This is a genomic window from Microcoleus sp. FACHB-68 (genome assembly GCF_014695715.1).
Taxonomy (GTDB): Bacteria; Cyanobacteriota; Cyanobacteriia; order Cyanobacteriales; family Oscillatoriaceae; genus FACHB-68.
In genome coordinates, this window is the sequence record NZ_JACJOT010000006.1 from 299,088 (window position 1) to 321,928 (window position 22,841).

Below are 22,841 nucleotides of genomic sequence, written 5' to 3' on the forward strand. Positions count from 1 at the left end.
GCACGTCTTGATGGGAAGATTAAAAGTGTTTTGCCTTCCAAATCACAAAATATAAACATGAATCAATTTTTGCGGTGTTTAGGCTTTTGGAGATTCGCCTCAACCGGCTTATTTCTTGCTCTTGTTGCCGGCTCATTACTGACAGAACGAGCCAATGCCGGTGCCAATTCTCCATCTTCCACACAGCGATCACAGGCAACGGACGCGGTTGCCGCGCCGATCAAGTCACATTTTCTCGATCTTGAGCCGGCAATTATTGCTGATTCAACTTCGGGCAATACGATCATCGCGCAGGGAACCGCTGCGGGACGGGGGTTGCGAGTGGAGGAACTTAAAGGCACTGTCACAATTAACGGGCGACCGGCACAAGTGGGCGATCGTCTGACTGCGGAAGGGGATGAATTAATCACCGGGAAAAACTCCACTGCGCGTTTGCGGATCGACAGTTATATTGGCGTTGTGGAAGTTGCAGAAAGAACAACCGTCCAAATTCAAACCCTGGCGGGAGATGTGGGGATTGATCCCAACCAAGTGACCGCAATTGCTGTGCCGGCAGGACGAGTAAGACTCTCGATCGCCCGATCTGTAGCCAGACCGACTTCTGTGAGGGGAGAAGCCGAAACCACCCAAGTTGCCGCCCTAAATACGGTTACGGGACTGGGTAAACTCGATGACATCGCGCAAGAAAGTTCATCTGCCAGCGCGTCGCCAGTGAGAGTTCGCACCCCTGCCGGTGTTGCTGGAGTCAGCGGAACCTCCTTCGGGGTGGATGTTGGCCCCATCGGCAAAACCGGCGTTGATACCGTTGATGGCATCGTTGCCGCTGAAGCTCAAGGCACGCAAGTCCTCGTAAATGCCGGCTTCTTTACCGTCATCGAGCCAGGAAAAGCGCCGGCGACTCCCCAAAGAACACCCCCCCTAGCCGATCTCAGCCGATTTCATGTGTTCAAACTAGGGCCGCGCACCGTCCGAGTTACAGGTCAAGTCGATCCGATGGATTTACTGTATATCAATGATCGGGCAATTCAGGCCGGCGCAGACGGTAAATTTAAAGCAATCGTCCCCATGCCGGCGAGTCGTCGCGTCAGGATCGTAGTGCGTGGCCCTTCCGTCCGTGAGCGTCACTATAACATCGCAGTGCCCTAATAAGTCCGATGTGCCGGCAGGCAGCACGTTTCATTCTTCTGAAACCCGCCAGGGACTCAACTCCCTGGCTAAAACTGGCACAAATCTCAAATATCTTAAAAACCACAAACCCTCACCCCTCACAAATAACCCATCTGCGTTTATCTGCGTGCATCTGCGGTTAAAAAAATAATATATTTGCAACAACACTAAAGATCAGAAAACTTTTCCACTGCCGGCCCCTCCAAAAAAGGCGAATTAGCAATATCTGATAATCCAATAGAATTTAAAAACTCTTCCCACTCTGCCGGCTCATTACTGCGTAACTCAGCAACTATTGCCAAAGAATCATGCCAAATTCCTGCACTTGCATAAACCTTAGCTTGTTCTAAACCTGTAGCAGACTTGAGCTGATTTTGTAAATTTCTACTCAATTCTCTGCGTTGCAATAATCCCCGAACAAACACATCCGACTCCCGATCTTGCGAATCACAAATTATCGCAAACTGCCATAAATAATCTTGACCTATTTCTAAAGCCACCGTTTCCGATAAACTAAATTTAAGAATACCTGGCGTGCCGGCAAGTGTAACAGTTGCCAGATAAACTTCATCCCCTTGGCTGTTAATTAAAACAAATTCTGCTAATTGAGCGCGAGTTTGAGGAATATACCAAAATAAACTAGGATGGGCGGCAACGGTTGTGCCAACATTATTGCGTGTAGGCATCAATGCAATAAGCGGTGTTTCCCCTTCTGCGACACAAGAAGAACCTCGCGATCCTCCCCCTGTCGTTCTTGCCGGCGCACCTCGATCTGATGTTTTTGGGAATTGCAAGCTAATTTGTTCCTGCACCGGCTGCTGCGCCACTCCAGCAGGAACCGTTACCCAAGCGGGAGAAAGAATGCCGGTGAAAATTGCTAATAGACGAAGCGACTTTCGTAAAATCACGCTCTAAATCTCGATGAGCTTAATATAGATTTCAAGTCAAGCTTGGCTTCGTTTTCTGGGGTTGTCAATATTTTAAGCAGCGAATCCCGTTTTGTGGTAATAATTTAGAGGGATGGGCAAGGCTTCGCCAACCTAAAGGTAGGGGCATAGGGCATTGGGCAAGGCTTCGCCAACCTAAAGGTATGGGCATTGGGCATTGAAGATCTAAACTTGACGATTGTGTTTAGTTCTTTGAAATTATTTATGTAGTTGAGGGGCATTTCATTGAAAAAGTTATTAACAGCCATAATGCTGGTAGTGATCGGACTAAATCTTACCTTTAACCAGCCGGCTTTAGCGGCAGATATTGCGAACGGCGAACAAATTTTTAGCGTCCAGTGTGCCGGCTGTCATATTAATGGCGGTAATATTATTAGGCGCGGTAAGAATTTGAAGCAAAAAGCGTTAAAGCGAAATGGGATGGATTCAATCGAAGCGATCTCATCTATCGTTGCAAACGGAAAAAATAATATGTCTGCGTACAAAGATCGCTTAAGCGAACAGCAGATAGAAGATGTCTCAGCTTATGTATTAGATCAAGCCGAGAAAGATTGGCGTTAAACTGGTTAGATAAAACAGAAATAAGGATTAAAAATGAATTTACCCGAATCCAGTCGGCTGCAATTTACCCCTGATTTAAATATCTGCCGCGTGTTAAATGGAATGTGGCAAGTATCTGGGGGTCACGGAAAAATTGACCGGCAGGCTGCTATTGAGAATATGTTTAAATATCTGGATGCCGGTTTCACAACTTGGGATTTGGCAGACCATTATGGCCCTGCCGAGGATTTTATTGGTGAGTTTCGCCGGCAACTAATTTCAACCCGTGGGAAAGATGCCCTTTCTAATTTACAAGCTTTTACGAAATGGGTGCCCAGACCGGGAAAAATGACCCGAAAGCTGGTTGAAGAAAATATTGATATCTCCCTGCGGAGAATGAACGTTGAATCCCTCGATTTAATGCAATTCCACTGGTGGGAATACAAAGACGAAAATTATCTGGCCGCCCTCAAATATATGACGGAACTTCAACAAGAGGGCAAAATTAAGCATCTGGCACTGACAAATTTTGACACTGAACATTTAAAAATAATTCTTGATAATAACATCAAAATAGTATCTAACCAAGTGCAATTTTCTTTGGTAGATCTCCGGCCTTTAGTGAATATGGTTGAATTGTGCCGGCAACACGACATCAAACTATTTACCTACGGCACACTTTGCGGTGGCTTGCTGTCAGAAAAATATCTCGGAAAGCCCGAACCCCGTGGCGGAGAACTAGCAACCGCTAGTTTGAGAAAATACAAAAATATGGTAGATAATTGGGGCGGCTGGAAGTTATTTCAAGAATTACTTAACGCGCTCAAGCAAATCGCAGATAAACATCAAGTCAGCATCGCAAATGTAGCCGTTCGTACTATTTTAGACCTGCCGGCAGTTGGGGGCGTTATTGTCGGTGCACGGCTGGGTGTATCAGAACATTTAGAAGATAATGCCAGAGTATTTAACTTCAGCTTAGATGCAGAAGATGAGGCACAAATCGATGCAGTTATCCGTAACTCACGGGATTTGTATAAACTTATCGGAGACTGCGGCGACGAATACCGGCGGTGATTGTTCATTTAAACTGTAAAATTGAAATGACAGAAGAACGAAATGAAGTCTTAGCCGCTAACGGAGCATTTTATCGAGCCTTTGAAAAAAAGGACATAGAAGCAATGAGTGCGATTTGGTCGCAAGGAATCGGCACGCTTTGCATTCACCCTGGACGCAACGCAATCCGGGGGTGGAAAGAAATCCGTGCCTCTTGGGAGTTGATATTTAAAAATACCAATTATATCGAAATCGAAACCGAGATTATTACAGCAGATGTTCGCAATGATATTGGTTACATTGTTTTAGTCGAAAAAGTGCTGCAAGTGAGTGCCGGCAGACGAATTCAAGCAGAATCAATGGCAACCAATATTTTTGAATTCTTGGGTGGAAAATGGTATTTAATCCACCATCACGGCAGTCCAATGATGCGCTAGAAGTGACAGCGTTGAACCAATCGCAGCATTTGCGGCAGACTTCGCTGGCGGCAGAATTTGGTGCATAGCACAAAAATCAAAGTTCGGGGATCGCTATTACCCCCACCTTCACTACGCCTATCCACAATCGACACAACAACTAAAAAAAGAGAATACTAGAAATTACTTGCTAAATAAAATTCCTAGGTTATAAAGGCTGTAGCAGCCACTGCAAAAAACCATTGTCCAGCCGGAGTTTCAGGAATTTGTTAGACTGGACAAACCAAAGAAAAGTCAGCCTACTCTCTGAAGGACGTTCTTCTGATGACGCTATCCATGCATCCCAGTACATTACTGCTTTCCAAAGAACTACCTACCCTTCAATACACCTCAACCCCCGATCGCTTCGATGAAACCTGGGAAGCGCCTCTATCAACGCTTTTAGGACTCGGACGCGCTGCCGGTGCGGACTTTATTGAATTCTTCTTAGAACGTGCAAACTATATTAGCTGTTTGGCAGAAGAAGATACCATCACCAGCATTTCGCCGCGTCTTTCCACCGGCGCTGGCGTTAGAGTGTTTCGCGGCAAAGCCGATTGCTACGTTAGCACCAATGATCTTTCATTTTCTGGGCTAAAATCTGCCCTAGAAAAAGGTCTTTCTATCCTGGGACTGCAACTGCCGGCACCCAACGCATTCATCCCTGAAATTAATTTAGAACTCCTCAGAGACTACGCTACAAAAAAAGGGAAAGATGCTTGGTTGCCTCAGTGTAGCCCTATCCGAGAAATGGGAGAAGTGCTGCTGGATGCCAGCGCCTTGCTGACACGCAAAGCAAAGCATATCCAATCCCGACGCACCAGCTATTTCAGAGATTGGCAAGAAGTTTTAGTTGCTGCCAGTGATGGCACTTTTGCCCGTGACATCCGCCTGACTCAATCTGTCGGATACAACCTGTTGTGCGCTGACGGTGCCAACCGTTCATCGATTGCCAAGCGCGACGGCAGCACCAGCGAAGCAGACTTTTTGAGAAAGTGGAATCCTGAAGCTGCCGCCGAAGAAGTTGCAGAATCCGCCGGCATCATGCTTTATGCAGATTATGTGGAATCGGGAAATTACCCGATTATCATGGCAAATCAATTTGGCGGCGTGATTTTCCACGAAGCTTGTGGACACCTGCTAGAAACCACTCAAATTGAACGCAAAACCACTCCTTTTGCTGATAAAAAAGGCGAAAAAATTGCCCACGAAAGTTTAACAGCTTGGGATGAAGGACTGTCGCCAAACGCTTTCGGCACCATCGATATGGACGATGAAGGAATGCCGGCGCAACGCACCCTGCTGATTGAAAAAGGCGTGCTGAAAAACTTCTTAGCCGATCGCTCAGGTTCCTTGCTAACTGGACATCCCAGAACCGGCAGTGGACGCCGGCAGAATTATACGTTTGCCGCAGCTAGCCGGATGCGAAATACTTATATCGCCCCCGGAGAATACACCAACGAAGATTTATTCTCTTCCATCGATAAAGGCATTTATTGCAAAAAGATGGGCGGCGGTAGTGTTGGCGCAACTGGAGAATTTAACTTCTCTGTGGAAGAAGCTTATCTGATTGAAAATGGCAAAATTACGAAACCTTTAAAAGGAGCCATCTTAATCGGGGAAGCTAAGGAAATTATGAACAAAATTTCCATGTGTTCCCAAGATATCGGTCTGGCTGCCGGTTTCTGCGGTTCTGTTAGTGGCAGTATTTACACCACTGTTGGACAGCCCCATATTAAGGTTGATTCCATTACTGTTGGTGGCCGGTAAAGATTGTTTTCAACCGCAGATGCACGCAGATGAAGAATAGATGCAGATAAATCTCAAAAATATCTGTGTTTATCTGCGGTTAATTCTTTTCTGTCTTAAATTCAACAAGTGACTGTGCCGAAGATTACGGAAGAAGATTTTTTTAACCACAGATGCACACAGATGAAGATTTGAGTGATTGGTTGCGTTGATATAAATGCAGATGAATCTCAAAAATATCTGCGTTTATCTGTGGTTAAATTGCCCTGTTTTAAACTCAACAAGTGACTATGCCGAATATCACCGAAATTGCTAATCACGCCAAGGAAAATGCTGAGAAACTCGGCATCAAAAAATTCGATATTTATGGATCGAGTGTTGATGAAACGAGCGTTCAAGTCGATAGAGGAGCGCCGAAACAAGTTAAGGCTTCTAATCGCTCTGGTGTGACGGTTCGTGTTTGGAATGATGACAATACAGTGGGTGTCACCAGCACAACTGATGTTGATCCAAATGGCCTGAAATTAGCCTTGGAAACGGCTTATGAGGCAAGTTTTTTTGGGGTCAAGGATAATGCTCCTGATTTTAGCCCAGAAGCGACTGTGCCCCTCGAAAAGTCATCGGATGAGAAGGCAACCCAAGCGCCAGTTTCTCAGTTGATAGAAAGTCTGATAGAAGCGGAAAAGGAACTGTTAGCGGCGCATCCGGCTATTGAAGGGGTGCCTTACAATGGTTTGGCTCAACGAGAGATTGACAGGTTTTATCTCAACAGTGCCGGCGCGACAAGGAATGAATCCCGCTCGATTGCTTCTATCTATCTTTACAGCAAAACTGAACAGGAAGGGAAAAAACCCCGCAGTGCCGGCGCGTTTAAACTCAGCCGTAGTTTGGAACAGCTCGATATTGAAGGTTGCTTGAAAGAAGCGGCTGAGAAAACGATCAGTCACTTGAACTATGAAAAAGTCAAGACTGGTAAATATACCGTTGTTTTCTCTGCGGAAGCATTCTTGAGCTTGTTAGGGGCATTTTCTAACTTGTACAATGCTCAAAGTATTCTGGATAAGCAAAGTTTATCGACGCCTGAATCTTTGGGAACAAATATTGCTTCTCCTTTGCTTTCGGTTTACGATGACGCACTACATCCAGCGAATATTGGAGCGGAAACCTTTGATGGTGAAGGCACGCCGACTCGTCGGATTTCGATAATTGAAAATGGTACTTTAACCAACTTTCTTCACAGTGCCGGCACCGCAAAAAGGCTCAACGCTCAGCCTACGGGTCATGCAAATATTGGCTCTAAAGTTATGGTCAGTTCGCACTTTTATCATGTCCTTCAAGGTGCGAAAGCTGAGCAGGAATATAGCCTTGCGAATGCAGACAATGTGATTTTCATCGATGATCTGCAGGCACTTCATGCCGGCGTTAAATCGTTACAGGGTTCGTTTTCTCTGCCGTTTGATGGTTGGATGGTGAATAACGGCAAATTGACGAGCATTGAATCTGCAACGGTTGCCGGTGACTTTCGCGAAGTCCTCCAGTCGATTATTTTTGTCGAACCAGATGCAGAACTGACTCCTGGCGGCGTGTGCCCCAGAATATGGGTGGATGGGCTGTCTATCACTGGAGAAGCCTAAGTTTAAAACATCTAGTTTGCATCCTTGAACGGTAACAAAGCAGCCGGCACTTCTGGAAAGGAGTTGCCGGCTTCTTTGTGACAAGCACCGAGGCGTTTTTGCCTCGCCATGTTAATCTAGGGGGGAAGTGGGGATATTTAACCGGCAATGGAGCGTTGAGAGCGATCACAGCACTGGACTATCCCTTCTTGCTCGATAATCTCTGTAGAGTTCAAAGCAGTTTTGTGTCCCAAAAACGCAGTCGCTTGATTGTTCGAGTGGTGATGGTGTTGGCACTCATCGCCTTTGTGGGGTTTTCCATCCTTCCCCTTTTAAGTGATGTTCTTAAGGCAAATCAAGTGCCTCCTGAAGCAACGCCGGCAACCACCCAGCAGGCGGCGCAGCAGCCTTCTAAGCAGGTAGACTTGGAAGCGCAGGCGCGGGGTTATGAACTTGTTTTGCAGCGTGAACCGGGAAATAAGGCAGCGCTGGAAGGGCTATTACGGACTCGGCTAGAGTTGGGTGATATTAAAGGGGCAATCGTCCCCCTCGAACAACTGTCGAAGTCAAATCCTGAAGAGCCACTTTATGGCGTGCTCCTCGCTCAAGCGAAGCAACAAATTGGAGATCGCGAAGGTGCTGCCCAATCTTATCGCTCAATTCTGACAAGTAAGCCCGGAAATGTTGAGGCGCTGCAAGGATTAGTGAGTTTGCTGCTGCAACAAAACCGCCCAGAAGCGGCAATTGGGTTGCTGCAAGATACGCTCAAAGGCGCTCCTCAAGCGAATCAGGTTGCCCCCGGCAGTATTGATGTGCTTTCGGTGCAACTAATTTTAGGGCAGGTATACGCCGAGGAAAAACGTTATGCGGAAGCCCTGGCGATTTACGATGAACTCACGAAAAATAAGCCTGACGATTTTCGCCCCGTGCTAGGCAAGGCAATTGTACTCAAACGACAAGGCAAATCTGGCGAGGCAACGTCTCTATTCTCAAAGGCGACGACTTTAGCGCCGGCAAAGTATAAAGATCAAATTCAGCAACTAGCAGCCGCAGCGCCGGCACCGACTCCAACGCCGGCTGCAACCCCGACTGAGAGTTTGCCCAGTAACGCGCCTCAAGAGTAGTCTTCTGCAGAGGAACACAAATTATTCATGTTTTCCTCTGCGGTTAAAATTTTCCCATCTGGAATTTTAGCAACAACTTTTGTCAAGCATTTTCGTGTCTGTGCTTGATTTTTTACGATTTCACAACGCCTTCTAAGAAGGCGAGTACACCAAAAATTAGAAACAGTGCGCCTCCGATCGCTGTCATGATCCGCTCAGAGATGCGACAAGCGATCATGCGTCCCCCCAAAACTGCAATCGCGGCGCAAATACTGTGTCCCAAAATAGCACCGAGAGTAACACCGGCTGCATTATTGGAGGCGGCTAAGGTAATGGTGGCAAATTGGGTACGATCTCCCCATTCGGCTAAAAATGTCATCAGAAAGGATTGAAAGACAATTGCCATTTGGGGTGAGTTCAACGAAAAAGCGGAAGTGGCGCTATTTTTTAAGGGAGTCGCTGATAAGTTCAACTCGGCTTGCTCGACAACGGCGGCGGCTTCTTCGGCTTCAGCACACTCAGCTTTTGCCGGCATCTGACTGGCTTCATACAGCAGCTTGATCCCAAACCCGATAAATAATAAAATTTCTGCCCAAGTGATATAAATTTGGGGGAGTAAGGATGCCGCTTGTCCGATGAGTACAGATAGCACCGTCATCGCTGCCAAGGCTGCTGTGACGCCGGTAAATACGAGCCGGCGCGAGTGGCGCATGGATAAAATGACGGCAATAAAAAATGTTTTATCGCCTAATTCTGAAACCGTAATTAATAATAAGCCGGCAGTAAACGCTGTTAACACGCTTTCAAGCTCCTCTCAATTTCTCTATTGAATGAGTGAGCTTGATGGAAGCAATTAAGACTTCACCAAGCTCACTAACGATGTGAACTCAGTGAAGGTCTCGCTCCCAAGTATTTGACGTTTAATTTCAAAAACTTGTCATCTAAACCAGGCAATTTGCCAGTATGTTGATTTAGATGGGCCGACTTTTTTGTGTGCCGGCAGCTACTCCCCTTCGGATATCAGTCATTTTACATCTATCTTTAGATATATACAATACCCTAGGCGGAAGATTTTGAGTCTTAAACGGATATCAAATGAGAGATGAGCTGTTGGGATGTACTCCCCGCTTCAAGAGAGATGGGGAGAGTTTAATTAAGCAGAAACTATGAAAAAAATATGAAAGCTACCATTGAACAACTCGCACAAATTCTGATTTTTTCAGATTTAGAATCCCCAGAATTAGAACGGTTGCAGGCTTATAGCCAAGTGAAGCAATTTCAGCCGGGGGAAATTGTCATGCAAGAAGGGGATCGCTTGCCGGCGAAGCTTTATGCACTCTTCAAGGGTTCCCTTCGCGTCACCAAAACCTCGGCTGCCGGTAAAGAAACGATTCTCCGCACCTTATTAACTGGGGAAATTTTTGCCGCACCGGCACTCTTAGGCAATGGCATTGCGCCGGCAACCGTTACCGCCGAATCTGATAGCGAAATTCTTACTGTAGATCGAGATGCTTTACTCGAAGCCATTCAGCAAAAACCAGAGATTGCCTTGCGAATGCTGATGGTATTTAATCAAAGAATCCAGCAGCTTCACGACACCGTACATGGATTAGTGTCAGAACGCGCAATTGTACGGTTAGCGCGGTTAATTTTATATTCTGCCTCACAAGATGGCACGGAGCAAACGGCAGCCGGCTTTGTTTTAAAATCTAAGCTTTCTTACTATCAAATCGCTCGCAGTATCGGAATTACTTATGAAGAATGCCTGCGCCTGATTAAAACTATTAAATCAGTTGTGGCTTACAGTCGCGGCGGGAAAATTACAATTTTGGATATGAAAGCATTAGAAGAAATCGCTGCCGGTAAAGAACTTAAGGATTGACAGTAAAAAATTGCCGGCTCAGATAATCTTTAAATAGTCTAACTTCCCATTTTAAGCCATCCAAACACTTGCTCTGCTGTTAGCTCCAAGTTAATTTCTTCTAGCACCGGCAAGCGATCTCCTCCTTGTAACAATTCTGGCTGTTGGTTTGGGAGGAATACTAAAATACTAAAGTCATCAGGATCAATAAACCATCCCAATCGACAACCGTAGCGCAGACAGTGGAGAATGTTGCCAATGACTTGATTCGGCTTCTGTTCGTGAGAGAGAATTTCAATCGTCTGCCGGTTGAGTGATGACGAATCAATTTTAGCTGCGTAACGTTAGAGCGCTTGATAAAAAAGAGCACTACTGCATTTCTACCGGCTCTTTTTCAACCGCTTCTTCCTCTAAACTTTCTTCATTGCTTTCAATGCCGGCTTTGCTCGCTTCAGGTAGTGCCACTTTATCAGGACTGTGCGGACTCTTAAAGCTCGCTCTGGCATCATCTTTTTGGCACGCAACCATTGTTTTCACGTGTTCCATTTCATCATCTCGAATGGCAACAAACACGTCATAGAGTGTCTCAATATGCGGGCGGCGTTCCTCTGGCGGGCGCGTTGTTTGGAATTCATCAAACATATAGAGGTCGCCATTTCTGTAATAACTGAGGGCAATTTGGGGTGGAGCCTGAGTTTTTAGTTCGTCCCCATGCTCTTTGAGAAGCTCATCATAAGTATGGTAAGCGTGTTCTTCCACCAGCTGCATAAAGTGATAAGCAGAACGGGGTGAAAGGATGTACACAGAAACGACAATCCAGTAGTAAACCAAAGCGCCGGCATGGGCAATAAAGCGATCAATCCAGTATTTGTTACCTCCCAATTCTTCACTAATTAGCAGGTGGTGTAGCTCGTTCCAAGACTCAGCAAAGTGAATTTTTAGCCAGTCTGCCTTACGCCACCACCCCATCGTTTCGTAAAGGTGAAGCACTGAAGTATAGGCAAAGTAGGGAACCCGCGCCACCGTTTCTAAAACAAAGAAGCGAGGATAACGGCGATTGCGATAAAAAGTGTTCAGAATCCACTCTAAAACATTGACAAGTAGACGAATCATTTCTAATTTCTCCTAACAAGAGCTGTCAAATTGATTCTTGAAAGTAGATTGAACCTTGACTTACTAAGGATAGTATTTGGAGGGAAAGGCGACTTCTATCTAAAGAGGGGGGTACTGTTCAGTCAGTACCCAACCATCATTGGTATAACTTCGCAGCTTGAAGGGTGATGAGGATGCGTAAGTCTGGATATTGTTACGCTTTTACAAGGCGAGATCGCTCCTCTTCACGAGCGGCAACAACGAGAGGTAAGCAAAGTGCTGCGATCGCCTTTTGCCATTTTTGCCGAATTTGCTCGTCTTCTACGCCATCAAATGCCGCCACTAAAGGAGCAACCGAACGTTCTAATGCCGGCCTCGGAACGGGACGATGCAATTCAACTAAACGAGTTAAGCTTTCTTGGTTATTAACAAACCCAATTACCCATTTAGTTGTGTGAGCTGGACTGTCTGGAACGCGCTGAACTCCTAACTCATTTTTTAACCAATTATAAAAAGGAGGAAGTCTTTCAGCTAATACACTGGCTGCGGTTGGCAACGTTTCTCTGAGTGTTTGAACATCTAAGCTGTTTAATGCGTCCTTAATTTGCACTGAGTTGAGAAGATCCGTCAAACTGAGTGAAAGCACTTCTTCTAACTCAGCAGCAGATAAATTGAGATGTTGGGTAAATACTTCTTGCATCACTTCGTACTTCAAAACAACAAACTGAGTTTACTTTGCCAAATGAGTTGCTGACTATGAGGTAGCTCATAAATTTGAGAGTTTGATTTAAAATCCCAAATTTACAAAAGAGTTTCCTCAAGTATTGATTAAGTCGCTTCAGAAAGGGTGAGCAGGAAAGCTAAATCTTCTTCGGCTTTTAAGGCATGGAGCGCATGAGCCGGCATAAAGATAAAAACGCCCGGCTCAAGGTTAATATCTTTCCCTTCTAAATTCAGAATTCCTCGCCCTTCAATGACATTGACGGTTGCATTCCGAGCCGAAGAATGTTCTGAAATATCGGTGCCGGCAGCTAGGCAAAATAGGGTGTATTGACAATTTTTATCTTTCACCAGCACTTTGCTGAGGACGCCGGCATGAGGGTATTCGATTTGCTCTTGCAGTCGAATGATTGAAGATGAGCCGGTTACAGTTGGAGTTGTCATGGTCTTTTAACCTCTTTAATTGTAGCGAATGCAAAGGTACTGATTTTTATTTCTCAAATGGGCAAGCTTACTCAGCAATTGCACACTGAATGATGTATCCCAAATCCTGCTGATATTTCTTAAACACGCCGCGCATTGCCAGCACTCGCTGCCGGATCTGAGGGTGAGTTAACACATTCCACAAAATTTTAGCCGTACTCAACAAGCCTTCATCTTGAATGACTTGCCGCAAATCTAACAATGCCAGCGTCCCGGTTTTTTGCTGCTGAACTTGCAAGCCGGCTGCTGTAAAAGCTGCTTTCCAGTTCGTTTCAGATAGCGGTGTCGTATTGCTTCGCACAATTTGTGCTAAATCTTGATGAATTTCTGCTTCACGAGTTTTGGCGACCATTTCGTGAGAGAGAAACTTGCCACCTGGTTTAAGCCGGCTCTGAATTTCTTTCAAGATTTTAGCTTTTCCCGGTGCAGATTGCATGGATAGAATTGCTTCTGCAAAAACCCAATCAAACTGCTCAGAAATGGTATCTAAATGAAAAATATTTCCCTCAATAATTTCGACTTGCCCTTCTAAGCCGGCAGCCTGAACATTAGCACGGGCACGTTCTACACTTTCTGGATTTTTTTCAACACCGACAACCCGCACGCCAAAACGCTGAGCCAGGGCGATCGCACTGTAGCCAAAACTAGACGCTAACTCTAGCACTGTTTCTCCAGGCTGAAAATTAGCCCATTGAAATAATTGTTCTGTGGCAGTGCGCCCACCAGGCCGTAAAATCGTTTTGCCGGCGGCTGCCAGTATTTGATGACCCGATGCTGTTTGGAAATTCAAAGTCGCGTTGCTCATAGCGTTCACCTTGTTGGAGCCGGTGCTATTCACTACAATGGCAAAAATTTCCGCTTCTGACTTTGAGCTAGCTCATAGTTGCCGATATCGGTATCTGATACCAAATCCGGTTATAATAAACTACCTATAAGTCTGTAAGCGGTCGGGTGTAATGACTGATTGTGCTGCAATGCGGCGCATTATAATCTCTATTGTTACGTCAACTCCGGCAAACTGACTTCACCTTCGTGAATGCCGCTGTCAAGGTACGTCTTATATCCTCGCAGAAGAATCCGGTATCCCAAAGATGTATATGAATACTTGGCTTCTTCTAACAACGTGTCAATCTGCTGCTGATTATTGTCTTGTAGGGCTTTGCCTATCTGACGCCAGAGTTCAATTGGTTCATTGATGTTCTGCAACACATATCTGGGGTCCCAATCTGAGACTTCTTCTGTGCAGTTGACTGCAATAAGTTTCAACGCCAATTGATAGTCTTCCGGCGCAATGCTCCATTTAAGTGAGCGCCATGTGGCTGTGCAACGGATTGATGGAGTACCATCCTTCAACTCTGCATCAAGGCGGTCACATTCTCCTGTTCGCCAGATATCCGACAATTCACAACTTGTCCATCCCGTAAAATCTGTCGGGGTAACGATGCGGATTGAGGGCGTGCAATCTGAGTTAGGAACGCTTGTCTCTCCAGAGTGCATCCAGCCCCAACTTAAATCGTTAGCAACAATTTGATTTCGTTTCAGGCATTCTGATACACGTGTCCATGCAGCACTCAAATAAACCTCTGAGATGTTTCGTAAAATTATCTCAAAGCAATCGCCAAGGACAAATCCTGCTACATCCAGCCTGCGTCCGCACGTTAGTAGCTGTAAAGGTTCTAGAGCTTTCCATTCCATTTGGTGACGTGCTCACATAGCCATGTACAATAATATAAGGCATTTCTAAATTGTGCGCGAAGAAAAGCTGGCTTACAGCACAATTATTAATGGACAGAAAGTTTCCGCCTAAGATCCCATAGTGGGTGGATATGCAGAATGATTCGGCATAAAACGCCAAATTGGTTGTGTCGCAAAAACTCTTCAATGAAAAACGCTCTACGTCGTTCGTGTTGCTGTAAGCGGTGATTCCAAAAATTGCTTCAATAAAGTTCCTTTGAGACACACTGTCCCCTTGATTGATTCCATTCGTACCAAATCCACTTTAGTAAAACTCCTGTCCTCGATACGGAAACCTTTGCTAAAAGCAGATTTAGTAAGCTTGTAGGGAGCCTGTCATAATCGGATTTGATATGAGTTACATTGAGATTTTAGTCTTCTGGTAGCCAGTCTTCATCTAAGACTAGACTCCAAGAATAGGGACACTCTTCTGGAAACACTGAAATATTTAGAGTCGTTTGTTTAGCTGCTTGGCGACGCGCGCGTTGGTAACTCTCTTCAAGTTGCTCTGCGGGATAATCTTTGAGACTGGGACTATCTTCAATTGATAATTCAATTTGAGTCCGAGCATCAGTTATAGAATCTAGCCAACTATCCGAACGACGCTGAGGTTGATATTGCCACTTGAGCAAATGTAGTAAAAGGCGAGTTAATTGACTGATAATCGCCCTCCGTTCACTTTTGCCCAAGCCCTCAATCTCCTCAATTAGATGCTCTACGTCAATTTCATGCCAGTGACGATCCCGCAATAGCTGGGCTGTTTGGTCAATCCACGCATTGAAATCTGCTAGATACGTTTCATTCATAGCTCAATCTATAACGTTAACGCTGCATCACTAACCATGCCTATAGCACCTCAATAATAACGCTTTGCTTGAGAGAAAAGTTAAATTTTATCGACCGAATTTGAAAGAGGATTGAACTGTAAACAATGTTGTAAAAATCGCACCGGCATCTCTGGAAAAGCGCCCCAATGCAGATGAATATAAGAAGCGTGTAATTGATGGGATATCCAGCCTTCCATTACTCCTGCGCTAGCCGAAAGCTGAGGAGAGATGCCAACAGCCTGATAGAGCGGTGTTGGCATATCAAGAATACTCGCCTCCCCCTCTTTTCCTAAAAGGGTGAGTTCTGAACGGTGGAATTCATGCCCATAAACAGTCTCACCGGCAGCCAGTAGCGCTGTATTTTGCAAGGCAGTTGCTTGTCGGTATCCTAATGTTAAACGCTTCCCCATCACCGCCCTTGCCGGCAGCGCTCCCACCATCTGCCAAGAATGCCCCTCAAAATCAACAATTTTTTCGCATAAATACATTAGTCCGCCGCACTCTGCATAAACCGGCATTCCTGCTGTAATTGCTTGTTTAACTGCCGGCAATACTTGGGAATTTTGACTTAATTCTTCAGCAAAGACTTCTGGAAACCCGCCCCCAAAATACAATCCTTGTATGTCTGCCGGCAAGCTGTCTTTTAAGGGACTCCAAAATACTAATTCGGCACCTAAAGATTCGAGGATATCTAAATTATCTTGATAGTAGAAATTGAAGGCGTGATCGTATGCGATACCTAATCGGATTTTTGATTTTGAACCGCAGATAAACGCAGATAAACGCAGATGTTTTTCTGGGGTGTTTCTGTGTGTGTCTGTGGTTGATTTTTCTAATAAGGGCAACAAGTGTTCCCAATTAAAGCAGTCGTTACCAATATGTGCAAGTTTGTCAAGTACAGCATCTAAATCTGTCAGTTCATCTGCCGGCACTAAGCCCAGATGCCGGTCGGGAAGGGTAATATTATCTTGCCGGCGCAGTACGCCCAGAATCGGTAATTGCAGGGGTTCGATCGCCTCTTCTAGTAGTTGCAAGTGGCGATCGCTACCGACGCGGTTGAGCACGATGCCGGCAAATTGCAAGCGGGGATCAAGTGAACGATAACCATGAGCGATCGCAGCTACAGAACCAGATAGCCGGCTGCAATCAATCACTAGCAACACCGGCAGTTGCAGCAGTCTGGCAATGTGGGCGGTACTGGCAAAGTCATTTTTGGGCATTGGGAATGGGGCATGGGGCATTGCTTCGGCTTTGCCAAGGCTTTTCACCCCATCAAATAAGCCCATTACCCCTTCTACCAGGGCAAATTCTACCGCTTGGGTGTGCTGGGCAAAACACTCCTGCACATAGGCTTCAGAAGTCAGCACCGCATCTAAATTGCGACAAGGCCGGCCCGTGACATATTGGTGAAACATCGGATCGATATAATCCGGGCCAACTTTAAACGATTGAACATTAAAACCCCGACGCCTTAAAGACGCCAGTAGGGCAAGCGTTACGGTTGTTTTGCCTACCCCACTGCGTTCGCCGGCAATGACTAAAGCCATAGTTGTTTCCGCTTCACGGTTCACTGTTCAAAAGTTTGACGCTAATGAACAATGAACAATGAACAATTAGCCCTCAACGCCCTCAACTAACCTGATAATCTCCGCCGTGACTGCCAGACTTTCTTCATAAAGCATCTCGCGTCCCCAACGTTGCAACTGCTGACTGAGCAAATACTCAGCCTTTTGATCGCTCATCGGTGCAACTTGCTGAATGCGGCAAGACTGGGCACCGCCACCGGCTTCCATCCGCATACAACCCGTTGTTTCAGAGCACAGCACCGTGCAGCAGTCAGCATCTGCATTGGTAGAAGTCAAGCGCAAACCGATTAAATCACCGGGAATATCTCCCCAGTCTGCCGTCGGAATTCCCGCCAATTCAGCTTCCACCTCTCGCTGATCTTGGGTTAAGAATTTAATGCGCTTGATGTCATAATCTCCGCCTTCTTTTTCATAAGAAATCGGTTGCCAATGTAGCCGGCTACCTAGCCAACCCAAGAACATCAGCGCTTGATCGGGGTTGCCTTTTTCGTAATCAATCGTGACGCGATTAACTTCCTGAAGGGCAGCACGACGTTCGGGTGGATCGAACGCCTCAGCCGTCAACTCTTGCCAAGCAGCCAGCCGTCGCCAGTTCAAATCAGCAACGGGAATGCCTGACTCTAGAAGGTGTTGCACCTGTAGTAAGTCTGCTTCGGGAGCGGTAAACTGGCAAGAGTCAACAATCACACAGTTAGACAGTTCTGCTAGCCGCTTGAACAGACCGTGATTATTGAGATCCGGCGCGGCTTTCCACCACAGGAACTTGGGCAGTTCTCCGATTAAAAGCGCTGAAATCATCCCCCCCACCCGTTCCAAAGCTTCTACGGTGCCTTTTAGGGTGATGTATTCGCAGCACACCAGCGTGCTTTGACTGTGTTTTTGGATGGGGCAATAGGCGGAAACTTGAGCGCTTACACCTTCATCTTCCCCAGATACTGGGCACAGCGCAATAATGCGACAAGGGTTGCGAGAGGCGATCTCATCGGCTACCGCGCTTCTCGCATCCAAGGCAGTGGCTCTCCTGTTACTGCCATCTCCGTTTGAGTCTGCCCCACGTTGTTTGAGCCAAGCTTCTCGCAGTTTATCTAGTGTTTGTTCGTTTGGTTTGCCCGTCACCGACAGCCCATAAGTTTGCTGGGCTTGCTTAAGCGCTGCTTCCATGCGAGGGCCACCGATGCCATCAACTGGGCCGGTGTAAAAGCCTAAGACGGCTAGTAATTGTTGGGTTTCTTCGGGTTCGTAAACCAGCAAGCTAAATGTAGTGGCCCGCGTCGCCGCCGGCACATTTCCATCATCGCCAACGGCATTAAAAGCTTGCCAAATTTTACTGAGTTCCGCCTCGATTTCACTAATGGAAACATCTTTAGGCGGCTGTAGGGAAAGAATTGGAGCCGTTTGTGTTGTCATTTGTCACTTGTCCTTTGTCAAAAGTGTTCTGTTATTTGCGATTGACTGATTACCAATTGCTTGTTCTTCATTGTTGAGTGGCGGTTGGGCAATTGTTTGTAGCTCTCGATACGATTAATCACCAACCGCCAACCCCGCAGAAAACGCCATTAGCGATTAGCCATTCACACTACAGTCTGCGCCACCGCCGGCCATCGCGTTCCATCATCTGTTCGGCTTCTGTTGGCTCCCAGGTGCCCGCCTCGTACTGGGGAATCGTGGCGGGATCAGTGGGCGATTCCCAGGCGGTGAGTGCGGGACTGACGACTCGCCAAGCTTCTTCCACTTCATCGCCACGGGTGAACAGTGTTTGATCGCCTAACATACAATCGATCAGCAGCCGGTCATAAGCATCGCCTGAAGTTTTGCCAAACGTTGAACCGTAGCTAAAATCCATATCTACCGATCGCGTCCGCAAATCTGTTCCTGGCGTCTTCACTTCAAAACGCAAGGAAATGCCCTCATTCGGCTGAATTCGCATCGTCAGTACATTCGGGCTTGCCTGTTGGGCGGCTGACTGAAAGATTAAAAATGGCACTTCGCGGAACTGAATCGCAATTTCCGTAACTTTTTTCGGTAAGCGTTTGCCGGTTCGCAGATAGAAAGGCACACCTTGCCAGCGCCAGTTATCCACCTGCAACTTCATAGCGACATAAGTGGGGGTGATCGAGTTGGGGTTGACGCCCGGTTCTTCCCGATATCCCGGTACGGGTTCGCCTTTCATCCAGCCGGCTGAGTATTGCCCTCGAACCGCTGCGGCTTCCAGGTTGCGGAGATCCGCTAAGTGAGTTGCCTGGAGCACTTTCATTTTTTCTGTGCGGATACTGTCGGCGCTTAGGGAGTTGGGCGCTTCCATCGCCGTCAGGCAGAACAGTTGCATCAGGTGATTTTGCACCATGTCGCGCAACGCCCCAGAGGTTTCGTAGTAGCCGGCTCGATCTTCTACCCCTACGGTTTCTGCGACGGTAATCTGAACGTGATCGACAAATTGCCGGTTCCACAACGGTTCAAAGATGGCATTGGCAAACCGAAACACCAAAAGGTTTTGGACGGTTTCTTTACCCAAATAGTGGTCGATGCGGTAAATCTGATTTTCTTTGCAGACTTGTTGCACCACCCGGTTGAGAGACTGAGCTGAACCCAAGTCCCGCCCAAAAGGTTTTTCAATCACCAAGCGGGTTTTCGTCGCATCTGCCAGCATCCCCGAAGTCCCTAGCTGGCGAATGGCTTCTGGGAAGAATTTGGGGGAAACCGAGAGGTAGAACACTCGGTTGCCGCGCGTCCCCCGTTTGCCGTCCAGTTCGCTTAAAAAAGCTTTGAGTTTTTGGTAGCTTTCCGGGTTGTCGATGTCACCGGAACAGTAATACAAACCTTCGGAGAAATCTTGCCACAGAGCCTCAGAGCCAATGCCATCGGAAAACTGTTCGACGCCTTCGCGCATTTGCTCTCGGAAGTAGTCGTGGCTCCAATCGCGCCGTGCAACGCCCACAATGGTCATTTCCGACGGCAGTCGTCTCTCGCGTTTTAGGTGATAAATTGCCGGCACGAGTTTACGTTGAGTCAAGTCTCCCGACGCCCCGAAAATAACCAAAATTAAAGGTTCCGGGGTTCGTTCTTGAGTCAATCCTACGCGCAGGGGATTTTCTAATACTGCTACCATCTACCTTCCTCGTTCTATGACTTCCAGTCTTGCTAATACAGCTTCATATTTTGCCGTCATCTCTTCAAGCTGATGCGGAACGGTTTGATCTTTTGCCGTCATCTCTTCAAGTTGCTGAGTTTGAGAATTGATTGGCCCCTGATACTCAGTCTTGATTTCAGCCCGAACTTCTTCTGTTATTTTTGCCCCCTCCAGCCAGCCGGCAGGATACTTCCTAGGGCATCGCGAATTAAGGGAGAGAATTGGGTTTGGGAATTGGAAATCGAGGATGGATGAAGGGCAGCAGACTCGCCACTGCCTAAACTCCTCTTGCCCAATTCCCTACCGTTCCTCTCACTTACACCGGCGCTAACTTGTCCACTTTGTCTTGCAGGGATTTTGTCAGGGACTGGAAGGGCGTAACGAATTTATCGATCCCTTCTACTAGAAGTTCTGTCATGACTTCATCAAGATTGATCCCCAACTTCGGCAGTTCTTCTGCCAGCTTATAAGCCCCTTCCACATCGGTTTCGATGCGGCTGGCGGCGTCGCAGTGATCCGCACAGGCTTCAATGGTTGCCGGCGGCATGGTGTTAACGGTGTCAGGGCCGACGAGTTCATCGACGTAGAGGACATCGCTGTAACTGGGGTCTTTGGTGCCGGTGGAAGCCCACAACAGCCGCTGCACTTTTGCGCCTTTGGCTGCCAAGGCTTTCCAGCGATCAGTTTTGATGATCTCTTTGTATTTCTGGTAAGCGAGCTTGGCATTGGCGATGGCAAATTTGCCTTTCATTTGGCGTAACCGCTCTTTCTCGGCTTCGTCACTTGCGGCTGCGATCAGCTTGTCCAGACGGGCATCGACATTGATATCAATGCGGCTGATGAAGAAACTGGCAACGGATGCGACGTTAGAAATGTCTTGGCCGGCAGCAAGGCGATCTTCTAACCCGCGAATATAGGCCCAGGCACTCTCTACATAACTGTCAACGGAGAACAGTAAGGTCACGTTAACGTTGATGCCGGCGGCTATGACTTTTTCCACGGCTTTTAAGCCTTCGGGTGTGCCAGGGATTTTAATCATCACGTTTTCCCGACCGATGGCTTCGTAATAGCTGTTGGCTGCTTCCAGTGTCTGTTCGCTATTGTGGGCCATGTTGGGCGGCACTTCAATACTCACGTATCCATCTAAACCGTTGGACTCGTGATAGACGCCGCGCAAGATATCGCAGGCGTTGCGAATATCTTCAAACACCAGGGATTCATAAATCTGTTGAATCGATTTACCGGCTTTGATCCCGGCTTCGATATCCGCATCGTAGGCGGCATTGCCGACGATCGCTTTTTCAAAAATCGCTGGGTTGGAGGTGATCCCCATGATGCCGCGCGATTCAATCATCTCTTTCAGTTCGCCAGATTCGATAATACTGCGGCTCAAATTATCCATCCAGATACTTTGACCGTATTCTTGTCCGATCTGCAATAAAGGATTGTTTGTCATTGTTGTTCTCGGTTAAATTTTGACGATTTGTACTGGTTGTATTGTGGAAGCTTTGATGAGTGAATTTGGGATTGTAGATTACCAATCTCAAATTAACTGACGGCTGAATGCTGATTTTTACGTGTTTTTTCTTCAGCTCGCTCTTTAATGAACGACTCTACCTGTTCCACATCATCCTGACTGCCGATGATCAGAGGGGTACGAGCATGAATTTTTTCCGCCACCACATCTAAGATATCTTGGGTGCCGGTGCTCGCCCGCCCGCCGGCTTGCTCGATTAAAAACGCTAAGGGAGCGGTTTCGTAGAGCAAGCGCAGTTTGCCTTCCGGTTTTTTGACTGTACCGGGATACAAAAACACGCCGCCTTGAAACAGGATGCGGTGGAAGTCTCCCACCAGTGCGCCGCCATAGCGGGCAGTATAGCCTTCATGACGGTGGACGTAGCGGATGTAGTCCCGGATCGATTCCTCCCACTGCCAGAAGTTGCCTTCGTTGACGCTGTAAATGGAACCGTGCTTGGGAACGCGGATGTTTTCATGGGAGAGGATGAATTCACCTAAGCTGGGATCGAGGGTGAAGGCATGAACGCCGGTGCCGATCGAATAAACCAGCATGGTGCTTGGGCCATAGAGAATGTAGCCGGCGGCAATTTGCTTCCGTCCGTTTTGCAGCAAGTCGAGGGCTTCTCCATTCTCATCGTTTCCTTCTTGCTGGCGAATGGCGAAGATGGAACCCAGATTCAGATTGATATCTAGATTGGAAGAACCATCTATGGGGTCGTAGAGGAGGGTATAGCGTCCAATGGGGCAGTTTTCTGGAATGTAGTAGGGTTTTTCCATCTCCTCGGATGCCAAGCGACACACAAGGCCGCTTTGCTTGAATACTGAGATAAAAACCTCATTGGCATAGACATCCATTTTTTTGACGGTTTCTCCCTGCACATTCACCTCGCCAGTGAATCCTAGGGCACCTTCAAGTAACCCAGCCCGACTGAGCCGGCGAGAAATCAGCTTAGCTGCGAGGGCTATGCGATTCATGATGGCGCTGAGATCCTGAGCGTCTGAAGAGAAGCTATGGAGTTGCTCCAAGACGTGACGCGATAGCGTCTTACAATCGTGATCCAAAGCGTATTCCTGCGCTACAGGCTGATTGGGTTCTGCCATTGTTTTTAATCCTCCCTATCGATAAGCGCACTCGTGTTGGAGGAAAGCCGCAGCCGGTTGCTTCGCTTGGCCCGCAATGCTCGGTCAGTCCTCACTTACTATCTTAGGGAGGCATTTCAGAACAGGTGGTTAACTTTAGATGAACTAAAGAAACTTTATCATTCC

At 47.0% G+C, this 22,841-nt stretch carries 22 protein-coding genes; 8 read left to right on the forward strand and 14 right to left on the reverse strand.

The features are described from left to right. The first annotated feature begins 57 nt into the window (after window positions 1-57). Entirely contained in the window at window positions 58-1,146 is a 1,089-nt protein-coding gene (locus tag H6F73_RS05870; protein ID WP_190757861.1) for an iron dicitrate transport regulator FecR, read from the forward strand. A gap of 188 nt (window positions 1,147-1,334) precedes the next feature. Here H6F73_RS05870 and H6F73_RS05875 read toward each other — a convergent pair whose 3' ends face one another. Then, window positions 1,335-2,075 (reverse strand): DUF928 domain-containing protein, encoded by a 741-nt coding sequence (locus tag H6F73_RS05875; protein WP_190757862.1) that lies wholly within the window; start codon window positions 2,073-2,075, stop codon window positions 1,335-1,337. A gap of 258 nt (window positions 2,076-2,333) precedes the next feature. Between H6F73_RS05875 and petJ the strand changes: the two genes are divergently transcribed. From petJ to H6F73_RS05905, 6 genes are all read left to right on the forward strand, one after another. Then, window positions 2,334-2,675, forward strand: coding sequence for a cytochrome c6 PetJ (gene petJ, locus H6F73_RS05880; protein WP_347239498.1), 342 nt, complete (start codon window positions 2,334-2,336; stop codon window positions 2,673-2,675). Between the two features lie 33 nt (window positions 2,676-2,708). Beyond that, window positions 2,709-3,728, forward strand: coding sequence for an aldo/keto reductase (locus H6F73_RS05885; RefSeq protein WP_190757863.1), 1,020 nt, complete (start codon window positions 2,709-2,711; stop codon window positions 3,726-3,728). 26 nt (window positions 3,729-3,754) lie between these two features. Continuing rightward, a complete protein-coding gene (locus H6F73_RS05890; protein WP_190757864.1) occupies window positions 3,755-4,144 on the forward strand; it encodes a nuclear transport factor 2 family protein in 390 nt (129 codons plus the stop codon). A gap of 303 nt (window positions 4,145-4,447) precedes the next feature. Continuing rightward, window positions 4,448-5,932 carry a TldD/PmbA family protein gene (locus H6F73_RS05895; RefSeq protein WP_347239478.1) on the forward strand — a complete coding sequence of 495 codons (1,485 nt, stop codon included), beginning with the start codon at window positions 4,448-4,450 and terminating at the stop codon, window positions 5,930-5,932. Window positions 5,933-6,201: 269 nt separating this feature from the next. Next, window positions 6,202-7,545: a TldD/PmbA family protein gene (locus tag H6F73_RS05900; RefSeq protein WP_190757865.1), complete on the forward strand. Its 1,344-nt coding sequence runs from the start codon at window positions 6,202-6,204 to the stop codon at window positions 7,543-7,545. Between the two features lie 263 nt (window positions 7,546-7,808). Further along, window positions 7,809-8,648, forward strand: coding sequence for a tetratricopeptide repeat protein (locus tag H6F73_RS05905; RefSeq protein WP_190758328.1), 840 nt, complete (start codon window positions 7,809-7,811; stop codon window positions 8,646-8,648). A 112-nt stretch (window positions 8,649-8,760) separates the two neighbouring features. Here the strand turns inward: H6F73_RS05905 and H6F73_RS05910 are convergent, their stop codons facing one another. After that, a complete protein-coding gene (locus H6F73_RS05910; protein ID WP_190757866.1) occupies window positions 8,761-9,426 on the reverse strand; it encodes a TMEM165/GDT1 family protein in 666 nt (221 codons plus the stop codon). Window positions 9,427-9,804: 378 nt separating this feature from the next. Between H6F73_RS05910 and H6F73_RS05915 the strand changes: the two genes are divergently transcribed. After that, window positions 9,805-10,509, forward strand: a complete 705-nt coding sequence (locus H6F73_RS05915; RefSeq protein WP_190757867.1) for a Crp/Fnr family transcriptional regulator — start codon at window positions 9,805-9,807, stop codon at window positions 10,507-10,509. 38 nt (window positions 10,510-10,547) lie between these two features. On the opposite strand, the gene H6F73_RS05920 is transcribed toward H6F73_RS05915, so the two are convergent. From H6F73_RS05920 to fbp, 12 genes are all read right to left on the reverse strand, one after another. Beyond that, a complete protein-coding gene (locus H6F73_RS05920) occupies window positions 10,548-10,817 on the reverse strand; it encodes a Uma2 family endonuclease (RefSeq protein WP_190758329.1) in 270 nt (89 codons plus the stop codon). Window positions 10,818-10,857: 40 nt separating this feature from the next. Continuing rightward, window positions 10,858-11,601, reverse strand: coding sequence for an alternative oxidase (locus H6F73_RS05925; protein WP_190757868.1), 744 nt, complete (start codon window positions 11,599-11,601; stop codon window positions 10,858-10,860). Between the two features lie 193 nt (window positions 11,602-11,794). Next, window positions 11,795-12,280 carry a hypothetical protein gene (locus H6F73_RS05930; RefSeq protein WP_190757869.1) on the reverse strand — a complete coding sequence of 162 codons (486 nt, stop codon included), beginning with the start codon at window positions 12,278-12,280 and terminating at the stop codon, window positions 11,795-11,797. Between the two features lie 128 nt (window positions 12,281-12,408). Next, window positions 12,409-12,744 (reverse strand): cupin domain-containing protein, encoded by a 336-nt coding sequence (locus H6F73_RS05935; RefSeq protein WP_190757870.1) that lies wholly within the window; start codon window positions 12,742-12,744, stop codon window positions 12,409-12,411. Window positions 12,745-12,811: 67 nt separating this feature from the next. Beyond that, entirely contained in the window at window positions 12,812-13,588 is a 777-nt protein-coding gene (locus H6F73_RS05940) for a class I SAM-dependent methyltransferase (protein WP_190757871.1), read from the reverse strand. Window positions 13,589-13,782: 194 nt separating this feature from the next. Beyond that, window positions 13,783-14,478 (reverse strand): hypothetical protein, encoded by a 696-nt coding sequence (locus tag H6F73_RS05945; RefSeq protein WP_190757872.1) that lies wholly within the window; start codon window positions 14,476-14,478, stop codon window positions 13,783-13,785. 410 nt (window positions 14,479-14,888) lie between these two features. Next, window positions 14,889-15,323: a DUF29 domain-containing protein gene (locus H6F73_RS05950; RefSeq protein WP_190757873.1), complete on the reverse strand. Its 435-nt coding sequence runs from the start codon at window positions 15,321-15,323 to the stop codon at window positions 14,889-14,891. 80 nt (window positions 15,324-15,403) lie between these two features. Beyond that, entirely contained in the window at window positions 15,404-16,891 is a 1,488-nt protein-coding gene (locus H6F73_RS05955) for a cobyrinate a,c-diamide synthase (RefSeq protein WP_190757874.1), read from the reverse strand. Between the two features lie 66 nt (window positions 16,892-16,957). Next, window positions 16,958-18,337: a glucose-6-phosphate dehydrogenase assembly protein OpcA gene (opcA, locus tag H6F73_RS05960; protein WP_190757875.1), complete on the reverse strand. Its 1,380-nt coding sequence runs from the start codon at window positions 18,335-18,337 to the stop codon at window positions 16,958-16,960. Window positions 18,338-18,506: 169 nt separating this feature from the next. Continuing rightward, window positions 18,507-20,036, reverse strand: coding sequence for a glucose-6-phosphate dehydrogenase (gene zwf, locus H6F73_RS05965; RefSeq protein ID WP_190757876.1), 1,530 nt, complete (start codon window positions 20,034-20,036; stop codon window positions 18,507-18,509). A gap of 337 nt (window positions 20,037-20,373) precedes the next feature. Beyond that, window positions 20,374-21,513, reverse strand: coding sequence for a transaldolase (gene tal, locus H6F73_RS05970; protein ID WP_190757877.1), 1,140 nt, complete (start codon window positions 21,511-21,513; stop codon window positions 20,374-20,376). A gap of 92 nt (window positions 21,514-21,605) precedes the next feature. After that, window positions 21,606-22,676: a class 1 fructose-bisphosphatase gene (fbp, locus tag H6F73_RS05975; RefSeq protein ID WP_190757878.1), complete on the reverse strand. Its 1,071-nt coding sequence runs from the start codon at window positions 22,674-22,676 to the stop codon at window positions 21,606-21,608. Window positions 22,677-22,841 lie beyond the last annotated feature (165 nt).